The 16,470-nt window shown below is 36.2% G+C and carries 8 protein-coding genes; 3 read left to right on the forward strand and 5 right to left on the reverse strand.

Annotated elements, in window-relative coordinates; translation table 11 throughout:
* Positions 1-888: 888 nt before the first annotated feature.
* The 3 genes from CKF59_RS02970 to CKF59_RS02980 form a co-directional block, all read right to left on the reverse strand.
* Positions 889-8,265 carry a tRNA nucleotidyltransferase/poly(A) polymerase-related protein gene (locus CKF59_RS02970; protein ID WP_222985536.1) on the reverse strand — a complete coding sequence of 2,459 codons (7,377 nt, stop codon included), beginning with the start codon at positions 8,263-8,265 and terminating at the stop codon, positions 889-891.
* Between the two features lie 665 nt (positions 8,266-8,930).
* Positions 8,931-10,100 (reverse strand): alpha-hydroxy acid oxidase, encoded by a 1,170-nt coding sequence (locus CKF59_RS02975; RefSeq protein ID WP_119534500.1) that lies wholly within the window; start codon positions 10,098-10,100, stop codon positions 8,931-8,933.
* 600 nt (positions 10,101-10,700) lie between these two features.
* Entirely contained in the window at positions 10,701-10,997 is a 297-nt protein-coding gene (locus tag CKF59_RS02980; RefSeq protein ID WP_119534501.1) for a putative hemolysin, read from the reverse strand.
* A 483-nt stretch (positions 10,998-11,480) separates the two neighbouring features.
* Between CKF59_RS02980 and CKF59_RS02985 the strand changes: the two genes are divergently transcribed.
* Positions 11,481-11,885 carry a hypothetical protein gene (locus CKF59_RS02985; RefSeq protein ID WP_119534502.1) on the forward strand — a complete coding sequence of 135 codons (405 nt, stop codon included), beginning with the start codon at positions 11,481-11,483 and terminating at the stop codon, positions 11,883-11,885.
* A 466-nt stretch (positions 11,886-12,351) separates the two neighbouring features.
* Positions 12,352-12,708: a diacylglycerol kinase gene (locus tag CKF59_RS02990; protein WP_119534503.1), complete on the forward strand. Its 357-nt coding sequence runs from the start codon at positions 12,352-12,354 to the stop codon at positions 12,706-12,708.
* A 63-nt stretch (positions 12,709-12,771) separates the two neighbouring features.
* On the opposite strand, the gene CKF59_RS02995 is transcribed toward CKF59_RS02990, so the two are convergent.
* Complete coding sequence (locus tag CKF59_RS02995) at positions 12,772-13,698, reverse strand: LysR family transcriptional regulator (protein WP_119534504.1); 927 nt, start codon at positions 13,696-13,698, stop codon at positions 12,772-12,774.
* 294 nt (positions 13,699-13,992) lie between these two features.
* Between CKF59_RS02995 and CKF59_RS03000 the strand changes: the two genes are divergently transcribed.
* Entirely contained in the window at positions 13,993-14,562 is a 570-nt protein-coding gene (locus tag CKF59_RS03000; protein ID WP_119534505.1) for an NAD(P)H-dependent oxidoreductase, read from the forward strand.
* A gap of 363 nt (positions 14,563-14,925) precedes the next feature.
* On the opposite strand, the gene hemN is transcribed toward CKF59_RS03000, so the two are convergent.
* A complete protein-coding gene (gene hemN / locus CKF59_RS03005) occupies positions 14,926-16,293 on the reverse strand; it encodes an oxygen-independent coproporphyrinogen III oxidase (RefSeq protein ID WP_119534506.1) in 1,368 nt (455 codons plus the stop codon).
* Positions 16,294-16,470 lie beyond the last annotated feature (177 nt).

Consider the following 16,470-nt stretch of genomic DNA (forward strand, 5'->3'; position numbering starts at 1 on the left):
TGATAAAGTTTTAAATTTTTTACACAAAATTTAACCCCGTAGTTCTCAGCATCTTTTTACTTTTAAGTAAAAAATGATCATAATAATCATTTTTCTTTTACTCTTATTTTCTTATTTAAGAAAATAAATCCATTTTCCTTGCGATTAAAATCTCGAAATAAGCTTAGGTTATAATACCTATAACTAAAAATCTTCAATTCTAAGGTCAAAATTTAATCTTTTTTCTTATCTTTTTCTCTTCACAAAACTTATCAATAAGCCTAAAATTAACGCTTTTTGATCAAAAAAATGATCACTGAGAATACTTTTTAGCAAAAAAAGTATGGCAAAAGTCGCAAAATACCAATTATCATTTCTTCCCTATTCAAAAATAGGCTATTATATGTTTGCAAGATAAATAAGGACAACGCCGAAATACTTATTTATCAGCGTAAAATAATATTTCGAACTTATATCTCCTTATCTCCCAATGTAGTTTGTATTTGAGTTCAAATATTATGCCTCTTGTCAGTAGGAAAAAAGAGTCAAGATAAAATACTAAAACTGTTTATCAAGATTTCCTCTCAAAACTTCTAAGAAAAGTCTCATGACTCTTTTTTCCTTAGAATCTATTGCTAAATTAAACTCTCTAAAAAGGACAAGGATCTAAGTAACTTGTCCTTTTTTTAAATTTAGTATTGGCATGAACCCCAAAAGTTATATCAGATTTTTCCATTCCTTACCTAAACTCATCTCTCTCCCAATTCCCACCTTTAACCTATCTAGTTTAGAGTTTACCTAAACTAAAGTTTACCTAGTTAGCACCCAGTGTCTCCTAGAACTTCTACAAACAAATTTCTTCCATAAAAAATCCCCTTCAACCTAAGTCAAAGGGGAATGTTTTTTTAATTATTTTTTTCCTATCCCGAAGAAACTTAAAGCTCGTTTGAGTAAACCTTTTTTCTTAGGTTCACCCTCGACCTCCGGAGTTGTTGTAACTTGGGTTGCAGTTACTTCTTTTTCCCCTTTGGCTTTAGCTTTTTTCTTCTGCGGATTTTTGCTCGCTTGAGCTTCTTTTTTCGCTTGTTGCTGTTTAGTATAGGCTAAGGCTTTTTCCTTAATAACTTTACTTGGCGTCAGATTAAGGAGATTGCAGATATTAACAATTTCTTGTACTTTTTCACCAGATAAACTATTTAGTTGCTCTAGTTTATTTAAAGAAGAAAGAAGATTCTTAAATCTTGCCACCATACGCTCAAGGTTACTTCTTGTACCTTTAACATTAGCTTCGAGGCTCTCTAAATTTTCTTGCAATCTTTGATGCTGTTGTTTGAGCTGTTTTGCATTTTTAGATTTAGCACTGCCAGCTGCGGCTAAAGTTATTTGGTAACTTTGTAGCGCTTTATTAACCTTCACTTGCAATTGATCCCTTTTACTTTCTAAAAGTTTTAATTGCTTATTACGGTTTTTATAGCCTTCTCTAAACTCCTTAATAAACTTAATATCACTATCTTGCAATTTGCCCTTGCTAGCTTCTTTAGTGATTTCGAGTTTAGTTTCAGGAGTAGCACCTGAGGTTTGAGCCTTACTTTTATCGTAAGCTTTACTTGCTTGACTCGCTTGGTGTTCCAAATTCTTTTGTTGGTTATTGAAATTGGTCACCTTATCACGCAATAACCCTAGTCCTTTATCAATTTCGTCTTGTTGCCCTTGAGCTTTGACAAATTGCTTCATAAACTTTTGGTAATTCTCTTCATTTTTATGTTTTAGAGCTTTTACCAATTCATTTACTTTATTTGCCTTAGCTTGATCTAGTTTAAGGCGAGCTAACTTCACTCCTAAAAGTTCAATCTGAGCTTGATAATAGTCGTCAGTAGTTTTTGCACTTGCGAGTTGTGCTTCAAGCATCTTAATTTCAGCTTTAAGTTCAGGTGTAACCTCTCCTTGCTCTTTAGCTAAATAATTTTTATTTAAGAGCAATGGTTCAATTGCACTTATACGCTGTTTATTGACGATTGCTTCTTGCCCCAAAGCATTTTTCTCTTTCATGAGAGTATTTACATTTTGGGAAGCAGCACGAGTAAATTGCTTACCATAATTAGCAAGTTGATTTACTGCCGAAGCAAAGATTTCAGGTTCAAGAGATATAAACTCTTGATAAGCGATAGACTCACCATCTTTCAAGCGGGTAACAAAACTACTTGCTTGAGTAGAGCTATTTACCTTAGCTTGTGCAGGATTAGCTTCTTTGACTAACTGCTCGTGTAATTGCTCTTGCTCTACTTCAGGATCTAAGCCTAGAGCCGTAGCTATACTTAAAGCAGCCGCACTTGAAGCTTTACGAGTTTGCGTTAAAGCACGATTTGCCTGATCTGAACGATAAGATAAGCTAGGTAATGCTGGAATATCATCAGCATCATCACTCTCAAAAGTTGATACTCTTGTATTAGTAGCTTGCGTCTCTTTTGTTGTCCGCTCTTGAGCCAATGCCTCTTTACGGTTTACTTCTGTAGCTATTGTAGCTTGCGAAGCCATTGCGCTTGAGGTTGACTCCTCAGCTCTTACCTGCTCCTTACTCATACTTAGAGTATGCTTACCTTGAGTATGCTTATCTTGCTCTGGAAGCTCTAAAAGATCCATCGCTAAGTTGAGCTTAAAGCCATCATGAGCTTGGGCATCTTGCCCATTTACACTTACTTGTGTCTGAGCTATCTCCGCTTGATTGAGGTTATAAACTAAACCTAACTCTTGCCCACGGTAAGCGGTAAACTGCATAAACTGCTCAAGATCTATTTGTGCTTGCATCGCTTGATCTAAAGCTACTGCTTCGAGAGATAACTGCTCTAAATGCGCACGATTAGCTTGTGCAATTTGCGGATACTCTAAAGCATAGGCTTTAGCTCGAGCCGATAAGCCTTGGAGATCTTCGGTTAAATGATCATTTAAGATTTGCTCTTCTTGGTGCAGTTGTAAAGCTAAGAGCTGAGCATTAAAGGCAATAAGTTGCTCTACTTGCTCTGCTTTTACCCCTAAACCTTGACTAAAGAACTCTCTTAATTGCGGATAAGCTTGTAAATACTCAAAAGTCATCCCTAGAGTATTTACTGGAGTTCCTTCATGAGCAAACTGATTTGCAGCTACTCCAAGACGTAATAAACGACGACGTTGAGATTTAGAGATATGACAATGATCAAAGAGTTCACAACGTAAAGCTAAATCTAAAGCAAAGGTTTCTATTTGCTTAGAACCTACGCCAAAGAGATCACCTTGTCCCGGTTTTGGAGCAAAGAGAGTTGCCACTTGGGCAAATAAGCCCTGATGCTCATGAATGCTTTCAACTCTATCTTGATACTCTTTGAGAATACCATTGATATTGGTAATCGCAATTCGAGGCAGACCTTTACTATCACTCGCAAAGAGATTTTTTGCTACACGTTTAGTGGCATTATCACAATCGATTAGCTCACGATGTAAGCGACGTATCTCTTTTACTTTGAGTTCTTTAAGCATTTGCGAAGCCGTAGTCGCTTCATTACTAATTACTTCAGCCTCACCTAAAATATCTTCCGGTAAACCTAAATCTGCTTGTGGAGCAAACTGTTGGGTTAAGGCATAAAGTTTTTTCGCAAGATTGATTTCATGTTGAGCGTAGGTTTTTTGGAGATAATAACGACGCTCAATACTTGCGGTATAGTAAGTAGCATAAGCAACTTGATTTGCTAACACCGTAAGAGCATACTCAATAAACTTACTCACAATGCCAATGTTACGGCTATTAATAGCTTTAAGTTTATTTACACACTGCATAATAATGTTAATCGAGTGCGAAGGCCCACCAAATGGATAGTTGTCTTCGACCACAACCCAAAACTCTTGTAAAAAGCGATTTTGGTACTGCAGAATACATTGTAGAGTTTGCCCTATTTCGACACAAGCCTTAAAGTTTTGGTAACTCGAAGCTAGTTCGTCTAGTTGTTCTTGACTATACACTAAACGGTTTAAGTGTTGACGCTTAAAGTTAAGCATAAAATCATAACTAGATTTTGCTGAGTCTACGGCACTAGCGATCTCAGGATTACTTTGAGCATACTCACGAGCTTGTGCTAAATAGGCTCCGGTTTCTTCAACATGGAGTTTTTCTACTAGAGGATCAAGACGCTCAAAAGCATTTACTAATGCCTGATACGCAGTTTCATAATGCTCAAAAGTACTATGGATTCTCGCACTAAACTCATGACTACTTGGAATGCGCTCTAAAAAGCTGGTTAAGTCTGAATTTTGTTTTACTTGCGCTAACCATGTTGGAGCTTCTTGTGGATTTGCCAAGAGTTTTTCTAATAAAGCAATAACTTGAATCCCAAAAGCTTCTTTTTGTCCTTGATCTACCTCAATATGTGGAGGTTGAGCAGGAAGCTTTACCGCTTGTTTTAAGAGTTTATACTCATTAATGGTTACTCCTGGTAACTGCAGTAAATTGCTAATTAACTCTAGTACTGGTTTTGCTGGTAATAAGCCTGGAGCAAAAGCCTGATAATAGGTTAATAATTCTTCTAAGCTTTGAGCTTGGCTCAGATCGGTAACACTACCAGGAACTGCTTGAGCTAAGAAATGATTTACTTTTGTTCCCGCTTCTGGAGGCAAACTTGCCTCTAGACTGGCATTTGCAGTTTGTTGCTCTTGCTTTTGTTGCTCTTGTGTAGACGCACGCATTTGTGTCCACGTAGAAGCACCGGTTAAATTAGTAGCTCTTACATTATCTTGCTCATAGTGATAACTCTTAGATTCACTTACCTTGCTTACAGGTTCTACTGCTACAGGCATAACAAGATCAAGACCTCGAGCAGGTTGCGTTACTTCCTCTTGCCCACTCCAAGTTGGCATTTCTAACTCAGAGGTGAACCCTAATTGGAACTGATTCTCGCTTGTTGCTAGCGTTTGTTCTTGCTCTTGAGCTTTAGAGCTGTCTAAACTGCCTCCTAAAGCTTCAAGCTCTTGTTGAGCTTCTGGACTCAGTTTTACTTCCACTTTTACTTGGGGTTGGGCTTGTAAATCTAGTAATTGTTCAGCACTTTGCTCCATAGCTTGACGCAGAGCCTGTTGCACTGAAGCACTTAATTGCGTTGCTTGCTCTGGATTTACCCCTAGGGCAACAGGAGCTGTTTGCTCTTGCGTAGGACGCTGAGCTTGAGTTGTCAGCGGTTGACCTGCAAACTTAATTTCACCATAAGCAAAGGCTTTAGGAGCAAAAATATTATCAAGAGCGGCAAAGTCATCTTCAGCCGGAGTTTCTTTCTCACTTGCTTGGTCTTGGTAAGCTTGAGTTAAAGCTTGCGACAAAGAGTCACTATATCCTTGCTCACGCTTTTCGCGATACTCGTGCTCTAAAGCTTCAAGATGTTCATACATCTGCTCGTAAGTACGACCACCATTAGTTACATGCTCTATATCTTCAGCACTAAAATGATTTTTCTCAAAGAAGTCTTCGAGAGAAGAGCCATCGTCATAGGTATCATAAGCATCATCGAGATCATACATGCCTTTGGCGTGAAGCTCGGCGACAATATTTTGGTTTTTGGTGATATCGTAACGACGTTGTAATTCATGAGCAAATTGTTTATTGCGATATTCCATATGCACAATTTGCTCTTCAGGAATTTCTTGATGCAATAAAATATTGCCATGAGCGTCTAAAGAATAAACCTCACCATTTTTTAGAGGCTTTTCTTCTACAGGTTGATAGTTGGCTAATTCACTTTCGAGCTGACTTAGTTTTTGTTCAAGTTCAGGGGTTGCTTGTTGAGCTAAGGCTTCGAGTACTTGAGCTTTTTCTTGCTCAAGACGTTGACATACTTGTTGTTTACGCTCTAAAGCACTTTGTTTGAGACGCTGATTAATTTGCATTTCTTCAATCGCTGAGAAATGCTTAACTAGCTCTTCATAAGGTAGATTAGGATCTAGCCCCACTTCTAATGCTTTCTCTCGTGCACTTGCTCGAGCTGCCTTATCACTCGCATAGAGATTAATTAACGCCTGTGAAAGTTGAGGAGCCTTAGCATACATGCGAGCGAGAGCGGCATCACGCTTACTCGTATCCCACCCCTTACCTACAGCTCCTAACTCACGAAGATAAAAGTCATTGTCAAATTCATGGAAAATTTGATCGAGTTTTTCACGATTATAGTGACTAATACGTCCTAGAGTTTGTTCTTCAGTTTGCTTTAAGTCTTCGTCATGAGCCTGATCAAAATCGGCATTATAAACCGTTTGGAAGGCCGCACGATCATAATACAAATCTAAATCAGAGGCAAAGGGAATGGCATTGACATCACTCGACATGTCTTCATCACTAGTTTGATGCAAAATTTTCTTTGCTACTTGATGACGACGAGCTTTTTCTAATTCAGGATCTTCTTCCTCTTCACTTGCACCTAAATAGTCTTCACCTTCAAAAGCAAAAGGTGAGGTTGAAAGCTGATGCAAGCGTTTTTTAGAGGCTAAGAACTTTTCCGCTTGGGATTTTACCCCCTCGTCAAGTTGTTCTTGCCCTAGTTCACGAGCGAGATCATCTTGGTCGTAATGATAATATTCACGACGCTTTTTAATAAAAAGATCTAGCAGTTCTAAGCCCGCACTACGTTTATGCCCATAGTTTTGGTGTAAAGCTATAGCCTGCTGAATATTGACAATACTTGGAGCTAGACGCAGATGTAGTTCTTGATCCGAAATATCCATATACGGAAAATCAGGAACTTCACGACGACGCTTGCTACTAATAATTTCTCCTTGCGGATTACGACGTACCGGACGACGGCGTTTAGCTTCCTCAAGGTATTGTTGATTTAATTTATCCCAAGTTCTGAAGTTTGCCATGATTTCAGGCTCAACCTCAAAAATTTGCATAAAGAGACGGAAAATACTAAAAGCCGCACGGAACATAGGTTCGTTCATGCGTTTAGCCGCTTGCTCTTTACCTGGAGTAATAAACTGCACGGCGAGGTTACAAAGAATAGTTTTAGTATTCTCTTTGTCACGCCCATTAAACTTATTACAGGTTTCACTAAAAGAGTTTTCAGCTAGTGAAAGTAATACTCCCTCGATCTCTTTAGCAAATCCTGGCTTACGCATTTGAGCTTTAGCTAACCCATTGTAATAGCGTAAGAAGACTTCAATAAAGCCCACCGTACGCATGGTTGCTAATAAAAACGCTGGGTTTACCGGCTGATCATAAGCTACGCGCTGATCGGTAATTAAAGCCCCCGCTAAAGTTAATGCCAAGGTTGGACTATAGGCTTTAATTAGATTAGGATCTATGTTTACTTCCTCGAGTAAACGCTTGAGATTCGTATGTTGCTCGGCAATAAGTTTAGCAAATTCAGGTTTAAAGCCTTTTATTGCCGTAAAAGCCACTTTCCCCCCAATTTCTTCAGTAACTACATCATGAAATTGAGGCATGGTAATGTCATTAAGATCATACTCACTAAAAAGTTCAATTACCTTAAAAGCAGCCCCTGAAGCAAGGGTTTTGTTAATTTCATCTGAGAGACGAGATTCAGAAGTGAATTTAAGTAAGTTTTTATGGGTAAACATATTCTTACGTAAATCCTCGTCAATGGTAAAATTAAGCTTAGCACTTAAACGTATAGCTCTAATAATACGCATTGGATCTTCACGCAGACGTATATCCGGATCACCGATCATTACCACCCGACGGTTAATTAAGTGGTCGATCCCATTATAAAAATCTAAAATCTCGTTAGTGAGAACCTTACCAAATAAAGCATTAATGGTAAAGTCACGACGTTTAGCGTCCTCTCCTACATCAGTAGAAAAGGCATTATCCACCATTAAAATTCCGTTATCGGCAGCCTTACGTTGTTCACTACTCAGTTTGTCACGACTAACTGAGCGATCTACCCTAAAGGTAGCTACATCATAACGTTTATCGCCAGCGGCCACATGGGTAATCTGAAAGCGACGCCCAATAATTTGGCAACGCCCTTTAAATAATTGTTTAATCTGACTTGGGGTTGCACTTGTACATATATCTATATCGTTATAGTCCTTACCAAGGATAATGTCACGCATTACTCCTCCTACAAAGTAGGTATCGTAATCTGCCATTTCTAGATGAGAACTAATATTTGCCGCTCCTCTACTTAAATGCTCCAAATTAAAGCCAAAGTCTTTTTTAGCATCATAGACTTGCAAATCTGGAAAGCGTTTGCGTAGCTCACGATAGCGACGAGCAATGCCTGCATTGCTGCGATGATTATTTTTATTAGACATGGGTAATCCATTCATGATAAAAATTTATGCTCCGAAGAGCTGGTCGCTTACCTTTGGGTAAAAGGAGCAAGGTTTGCTTCTTTGCTAAGTCAAGATTATTGCTAATCTACAGACCAACATCAAATCTTCGCTTGCTCTTAAGCCAAAGCCATAATTTTTTAGAAAGAAAATAATTTCTGACGAAAAACTTATAACTTTGTTGCAAAATCGAGAGCTGGTAGTTTTACCATAGCTAGATTTTACTTTCTCTTAAAACCACTCTTCACTTACCCTAAAAACCTCCACAAAGGACAAGCTCTTAGGCTCTTATATTGTACCGCAAATTCGCAAATTTCGAAAAGGATTTTCAACAAAATCTCGGGAAATTTAGGACTTTATCGTTAAATTATTTTTTATTTCTGAGCTATAGCTGTGGGTTTTGGGAAAATTAATTTTTCCTAATTTCTTCTCCCTTTGCCCATAAATGTAACCCAGTTCTTTTGCTCAACTCATTGCTACTTTTTGTTATCCCCTAAAACAGCAGCAGGGAGCAAAACTGCTCCCTGCTAAAAGTCAATTAGAATAAAAATTAAGATCTAAAATCTTACAAGCTAAAATCAATAGAACTTAAGCAAGAAAAGACAAATTTATCTCAAGTTCTTTTCCGCTCTGACCTTGACTAGTATTTACCATTTAGGTTCTGGATAGGTTCCTGGTAATAAAATTTCTTTATCTACATCTAAAATATTGGTTTTACCACAAAATGCCATAGATAAATCCATTTCTTTATAAAGAATTTGTAAAGCCTTCTCTACCCCTTCTTGTCCATAAGCCCCAAGACCCCAAAGGTACGGACGTCCCACAAATACCCCTTTTGCTCCTAAAGCGTAAGCTTTTAAGGCATTTTGTCCTGAATAGATACCGCCATCTAAGAATACTTCGAGTTTGTCTCCTACTTTATCCACAATTGAAGGTAACATTTCAATGGTTGATGCGGTAAAGTCTAACTGACGTCCTCCATGGTTAGATACTACTATAGCATCTGCTCCATGCTCATAAGCCATACGAGCATCTTCAGGATCGAGTACCCCTTTAATAATCAGTTTGCCACCCCAAAGATTTTTAATCCACTCTACATCTTTCCAACTTAAAGTCGGATCAAATTGGCTCGAAGTCCAACCAAAGAAGTCGTCCATGCTGTCAACGCCTTTAGCATGACCAATAATATTCCCAAAAGAACGGCGTTTGGTTTTTGCCATGCCCAGACACCATTGAGGTTTGGTCATTAAATCGAGAATATTTCTTAAGGTTGGTTTTGGAGGTGCGGATAAACCATTTTTAATATCACAATGACGTTGACCGACAATTTGTAAATCTGCCGTTAACACTAAAGCTCCACAGTTCGCCTCTTGAGCACGACGAATTAAGTTTTCAATAAACTCACGATCACGCATTACATATAACTGAAACCAAAACGGAGCACTTGTAGCACTGCGTACATCTTCAATCGAACAAATTGACATGGTCGAAAGAGTATAAGGAATCCCAAAGTTTTCACAAGCTTTAGCGGCTAACATTTCACCATCAGCATGCACCATCCCCGCAAATCCTGTAGGAGCTACCGCAATTGGCATTTTTACTTCTTGCCCTACCATTTTCGTTGCTAAAGAACGATTATCCATGTCCACAAGGACTTTTTGACGGAACAAAATATCATTAAAGTCATTGTAGTTATGAGCGTAGGTGGTTTGTGTCCACGAGCCCGAATCTACATATTGGAAAAACATTCGAGGCATTTTTCTTTTGGCAACTTTTTTTAGGTCTTCAATGCTCGTTATTTTATTTAAGGCTGACATAAGATTCCTCAACTAAATTAGAAGTGTATGCTTAATATTGCAAAGACCCCAATTGAATTGAGGACCTGCGATTAATTACAAAAAATTATTTACAAAAAATTATTACTTTAGCTTACTACAAGTTGCAAACAAATACTAGAAAAAATTTAACTTTTATCCGTTTGTGCTAACTTTTTTTAACTCTTTATAAACTCTTAGGTAATTGAAAAAATCTCCTTACGGAAAAAGCCCCAGATATAAATCTGGAGCTTTATACAACAACCCTTAAGTTCAATTTGAGAGTTAGTTAAGAGATGAGTTAAATAAAATTGCTTAAAGGTTAACGTTGCAAACTAAACTATAAGAATCTAATTACCGTAAATCCATAGCGATCGGGACCAGCCTCGCGTCAACTACTTCAATAAAGTAATTACCCTTAAAAAAGCAACTAACTCTCTTTTATCCGATTAAGATCTGAATAAAAAGAAAGTTAGCTACATACATTTAAAATCTCCCTAGAATCGATAAATCAAGTAAAAGCTAAAAATCGGGACCAGCCTCGCGTTGATAACCTAAACTTTACATCGATAAAAGTTTAATTTTAAACAAATCTTTGGAATATTATTTAGTTTTTAAATATTGACGATAGAATTGCCATTCTTCAACAACAGTTCCATTCGGCAGATGGCACATGCCAACCCAGCCACCTCTAGCATCCTGAATAATTTCTACTCTACCGCCTTGTTTTTCACAGTAAAGCGAAGCAGGATTTGCCATTCCTACCTCTGGAGATTTAGTTGCAGCTAAATCCGCAGTGGTTGCGGTGTGGTTTTGACCTGTAACCTTATTCACAGTTCCATTGTTAGTGCAAGCAGTAAGAATAATTCCTACTCCTAAACCAAAAAGTAATTTCTTCATCTTCTCTAAAAACTGATGATCTTATAAAGATCAAGTATTTTTAAGTATATTTAGTATATTATTCTATTTTCCTCAAGCGAGGAAATATATATAGTTTAAAATAGCAGTGTATAGTTTTTTGTAACAAAAAACAGTAGACAAGAGCTACCGCAGTAGCTCTTAATATATAGTTTTTATCTTTCTGTTATCCAAGTACAGTTTTTAAAGGGCTACCCTTAAAAACTTATATTTGGTTATTCTTGTAATATAAGACAACCAATTATTGGTTTAGTTTTATAAAAAATTTAATTTTTTGTAAAAACTTTTATAAAGCTTTGATTTTCAAGATATTTATTTTTAGTCACTTGTCAAAAAATAAGGAGGAAAAGCCCAAAAATAAATTAAAAAAATACCTAATAAAAAACAAACAAAAGCAGAGCTCGCCTAAATTAGGGAGCAAAATCTTCACTAACCTTTAACTCTAAAACCACGGAGGATATGCAAATGCAAGATCACAAACTTCAATTACTAAGAGATGTTTTAAGTTACGATGTGGCAAATAAATTAAAAGAAGTTGAAAGGAAACAAGATTTAATTATTGAACAAATTGATAAGCTTAATCAAACCCTAGAAAAAATTAACCTGCAAATGGCTCCTTTCTTTAATAATGTTCGGAATATTGCCAACGGCTACGTTCAAGATAATTTAGTTAGCTTGCGTGAAACCGCAGCTATCTTGGGAATAACTAAATATGCATTGCAATATCGAATTTCTGCCGGCATTTATCCTGAACCAACAGCCGTAAAAGGAAAACAAAAATTTTATTTTGAATCCCAAGTTAAAATCCTCAAATCCATTAATTTCAAAATTCTCGACAACTGGAAAGATCGCAGAAGCAAACCCCTATAAATAATCCGCAACAATTTGTAAGTAATCTCAACAGAGATATGCAGGAAAAAACTGAAACTCAATTTTAGAAAGGAGAGCAACTAAAGTTCTTGCAGTCTAAGGTTCTTACGATATATGTTGAGATTCTTACAATCTATACTTTAAATGCTTACAATCTAAAAATAAACTTTATTTTTTAGAATAAACGCTCTAATTTCTTCTATAATAAATTAGCAATTCCTAAGCTCGATAAACTAACTTGCTTAATTTATCGAGCTTAGGATCTAAATCAATGAGAGACAAGTAATCTCCCTCATGAACACAACAACTCAACCTAAAAATAAGATCCTTCAAAAAGTAAACTCAAAGAGTACAAACTAGAAAATAAAAAACCAAGAGTCCTTCTTAAAAATTCTTGGACAAATCAAATTACTTTGTGAGCAACTAGAAAACATTCGCAAGCATTAATCAACCTTGGAAATATCCTATGCAAAAACACACAGGTTTCACCCATTTTCTTAAAGCTTTTGGTTATTCGTGCAAAGGCTTTAAAAGTGCTTGGCAAACCGAAGCTGCCATTCGTCAAGAAGTTATTCTTGCTCTTGTCCTCATTCCCCTCGGAGCTTACCTTGGTGACACCGGAGTAGAAAAGGCTTTACTGATAGCTTCCATTCTCTTAGTTATCCTCTGTGAACTCCTCAATAGTGCTCTTGAAGCAGTAGTCGATCGTATTAGTGAAGACTATCATCCCCTAGCTGGCAAAGCTAAAGATCTAGGTTCAGCTTGTGTCTTTGTCGCTATAGTCATTGCTCTTGTGGTTTGGGGTTGTATTCTTTTCTTTTAAGCAAATTTTCCCTTAGGGATTACCTAAGGGAAATTTACTTAATGTTAATAACTTTATTTAGAGCTAATTAAAATTTAATCCTTTATTCTGTCTTAACTCCTCCACAAAAAACTCTATAACTTGCTTTACTCTTGCTGCAATAAATTGTCGATGCGGATATTGAATTACTAAATCAAAATCTTCACTAATATGCTCGTCTTCAAGTAAACTCACTAGTGTTCCTTGCCTTAAATGTTCATGAACTAAGTAATAAGGAAGTTGAGCTATTCCTTGTCCCTGTAAAACTAAATTAAGCATTCCTTCGACATCAGTTAAAGAAAAAGAAGCATGCTCTAAATTAATCGAATAAATCACAGACTCGTCTTGTAAAAAACGCCATGCCCAAGGTTTACCATTTTGTTTGGTCCGCACAATTAAACTATGTTGCTCTAAAGCTTGACTTGTTTGCGGTGGAGAATTCCTTTTTAAATATTGTGTACTTGCCACTAAACGCAAACTTATACTTCCTACTTTACGTGCTACTAATGACGAGTTTTCAATAATCCCTCCCCGAATAACTAAATCAAATCCATCTTTTACAAGGTCTACATTCCGATCATTAAGGTCTAAATCTATTACTACTTTTGGATATTTCTCCTTTAGTTTTCCTAATAAAGGAATAATAAATAAACGTCCGATTTCATTAGGAGTAGAAATTCTTACTTTACCTTGTGGTTCATTAGAATGATGGCGTACAGCCTCTGTCGCCTGCTCTAATAAATGTAAGACTTGTTTAGCTTGTAAGACAAACTCACTGCCCTCACTCGTTAAATTTAAGCTTCTCGTGGTACGATTAAATAATTTTACCCCTAAAGACTTTTCTAAATTTGATATATTCTTGCTAATGGCCGCTGGGGTTATAGCCAAAGCTTGAGCTGCTTGCGTAAAACTTCCAGTTTCAGCAGCTTTAATAAATGACTCTATAAGTCTAAGTTCATCAAACTTACTCATAAATTTTTCTTTTGCTCTCTTAGCTTATCTTTACCCTAAACCTAGTTTCTCACCTTTGTAAAAGATTTTCAACTTTTAGTTAAAAGTTATTTTCCTATTCCCCTATTTTTCTTGATAAATATTTTCCCTATAATGGTAACCATAAACCATAGCAGAATAAGCACAAATACTACATTTCTATGGAAAATTACAATCAAACTCAGCAAATAACATTTTACTAAATCCCCAAACTCAAAAAATTTAACAATAAATCTTTCTCTTAACCAAGTCAATCAACAACAAACAAGGATTTTTATGAAAACTCTAATTATTGTTTCTCACCCTTTTTATAACAACTCAAATGTAATTAAAAGCTTTGTTCACACTGCAACAAGTTTAGAAAACGTAGAAATTCGTCATCTTGAACAATTATATGGTAATAACTTTAATGCTATTGACGTAAAAGCAGAACAAAAAGCACATGAACAAGCTGATCGTATTGTTTATATGTTTCCTATTCATTGGTTTAATCTAACTCCAATGTTAAAAGCTTATATGAATAGTGTTTGGGAGTTTAATTGGGCTTTTGGGCCTTATGGTTTTGCTCTCGAAGGTAAAGAATTTATGGTTATCTCTTCTGCAGGATCACCTCAAACTGTTTACGCACCTTCAGGTTTAATTACTCATAAAATTGATGATATTCTGTCTCCACTTGAAGCTAGTGCTCTTTATACTTCCATGACATATCTCAAACCTTTAGTTTTCTTTGGGGCAGGTTCACAAAGTGCAGATGACTTAGAACAATGGCAAACTCAAGTAAAAGAACGCTTACTAAGTGCAAAAGGTGAAAACATTCAAAGTATCTCAGCACGTAAAAGTGCATAACTCCTCTAACCTTTACTTAAGGAGACTAAGATTTAACTCAATCTATGCTCGCTTTGGCGAGCTTTTTTCTTTTTTACTACCCCAACCTACCTCTCTTGCCAAGAATAAGTAGCCTCGATAATTTTTTAACTCTGAATTAAACCTAAATTTCTTACTTATAAATTCTATCCAATTATTTATTAGCTTAAACTCGATAAAAAATTCTACAATACTTGTTTTGTACTATTGTGTTTTGTACTATTGTGCTTTATCCTATACCAAAACATAAAAAACGCAAAAAGATCCTTTAGTTACTCATCACTAAAGGATCTTTTTACGGTTATAGTTTCTTACTTTTATTATTTTAAGCTTACTACTTTTGATTTATAGTATACGACTAAAAGAAGCTCGTTTTAGATTTGAATACTCATCAAACGCCATGCACACATGACGCACAAACAGTTTTCCACTTTCGGGAATACTAAAGCCATTACCATCAGCATATGGAATAACTATACCATCGGCAATAAAAGTATCGAGTAATTTAATTTCTTCTTTAAAATGCTCTTTAAAGTCGATCTGATACAGGCTTTCAAATTGACGATAATCAATTTGGAAGTTACAAATAATTTGTTTAATTACATCACGACGTAAGCAGTCTTCGTCACTTAAAGCAAAACCTTTAACTATCGCTTGTTGTTGCTCTTCAATTAAAGTGTAGTACTCTTGCGTAGTTTTGGCATTTTGCGCATAGGTATCTCCTACCATAGAAATACTACTTAAACCTAAGCCCACTAAATCCGCTTCACCATGGGTAGTATAGCCTTGGAAATTACGATGTAGCACTCCTGCTTTTTGAGCTTGAGCTAATTCATTATCAGGTTTAGCAAAGTGATCCATACCAATAAAAGCAAAATCTGCTTGATGTAAGCGTTTAATCGAATGGGCAAAGATATCTAGCTTCGTACGAGCACTTGGCAGATTTTCATCTTTGATCTTTGCTTGTCCTGGGACACGGGCTGGTAAATGTGCATAGTTAAACACACTTAAACGATCTGGACTTAGAGCAATAACCTCTTCAAGAGTATGAGCAAATTTTTCTACCGTTTGGAAAGGTAAGCCATAGATTAAATCTAAGTTAATAGATTTAATTCCTAATTCTCGAGAATGAGCAATTAACTCGGCAATAAATTTTTGGTCTTGGACACGGTTTACCGCTTCTTGCACTTGCTGATCAAAATCTTGAATCCCAATAGAAATACGATTAAAACCCAGTTCTACCAACATGTCCATATAGTTTAATTCAATGCGACGAGGATCAATTTCAATGCCCATTTCTACATCTGCAGTAAACTCAAAATATTTATGTGCCATACGCATTAAGCGACGCATTTGGGCTGGTACTAAATAGGTTGGCGTACCGCCACCAAGGTGGAATTGATTTACCTTACGTCCTTTAAGACTTTGAGCACGATATGCCATTTCCTTTTCTAAATAATCTAAATAGATATCGGCTTTTTCTTTATGACGCGTAATTACTTTATTACACGCACAAAAATAACATAAAGTATGACAAAACGGAATATGAATATACAGAGATAAAGGACGTTCTGGATATTTTTGTAAGGCTTGTTCAAAATCGCTATTGGTATACTTATCTGAGAACTCTAAAGCAGTAGGATAAGAAGTATAACGTGGACCAGAAAGATTGTACTTATCAATTAGTTTTTGATCCCAAGTAAATGTTGCCATAATAAACTCTATTTTTTTCTCTTACTTTTTTTAATTGGATTTAAACATTAAAATTAAGCTCCTCTAATTTTACTATAAAGCAAAAAAGATCCTAAAAAATTATCTAATTTACAAGAAAGAACATGAGTTTTATTAAGAATACCTAACAACAAGCAAATTTTTATTAATAACTAATCC

It is taken from the genome of Psittacicella gerlachiana, from assembly GCF_003585965.1.
GTDB lineage: Bacteria > Pseudomonadota > Gammaproteobacteria > Enterobacterales > Psittacicellaceae > Psittacicella > Psittacicella gerlachiana.

Excerpts from the sequence above, each read along its gene's own strand:
- CKF59_RS02970 (WP_222985536.1), bottom strand. The coding sequence starts at position 8,265 with ATGTCTAATAAAAATAATCATCGCAGCAATGCAGGCATTGCTCGTCGC.
- CKF59_RS02975 (WP_119534500.1), bottom strand. The coding sequence starts at position 10,100 with ATGTCAGCCTTAAATAAAATAACGAGCATTGAAGACCTAAAAAAAGTT.
- CKF59_RS02980 (WP_119534501.1), bottom strand. The coding sequence starts at position 10,997 with ATGAAGAAATTACTTTTTGGTTTAGGAGTAGGAATTATTCTTACTGCT.
- CKF59_RS02985 (WP_119534502.1), top strand. The coding sequence starts at position 11,481 with ATGCAAGATCACAAACTTCAATTACTAAGAGATGTTTTAAGTTACGAT.
- CKF59_RS02990 (WP_119534503.1), top strand. The coding sequence starts at position 12,352 with ATGCAAAAACACACAGGTTTCACCCATTTTCTTAAAGCTTTTGGTTAT.
- CKF59_RS02995 (WP_119534504.1), bottom strand. The coding sequence starts at position 13,698 with ATGAGTAAGTTTGATGAACTTAGACTTATAGAGTCATTTATTAAAGCT.
- CKF59_RS03000 (WP_119534505.1), top strand. The coding sequence starts at position 13,993 with ATGAAAACTCTAATTATTGTTTCTCACCCTTTTTATAACAACTCAAAT.
- hemN (WP_119534506.1), bottom strand. The coding sequence starts at position 16,293 with ATGGCAACATTTACTTGGGATCAAAAACTAATTGATAAGTACAATCTT.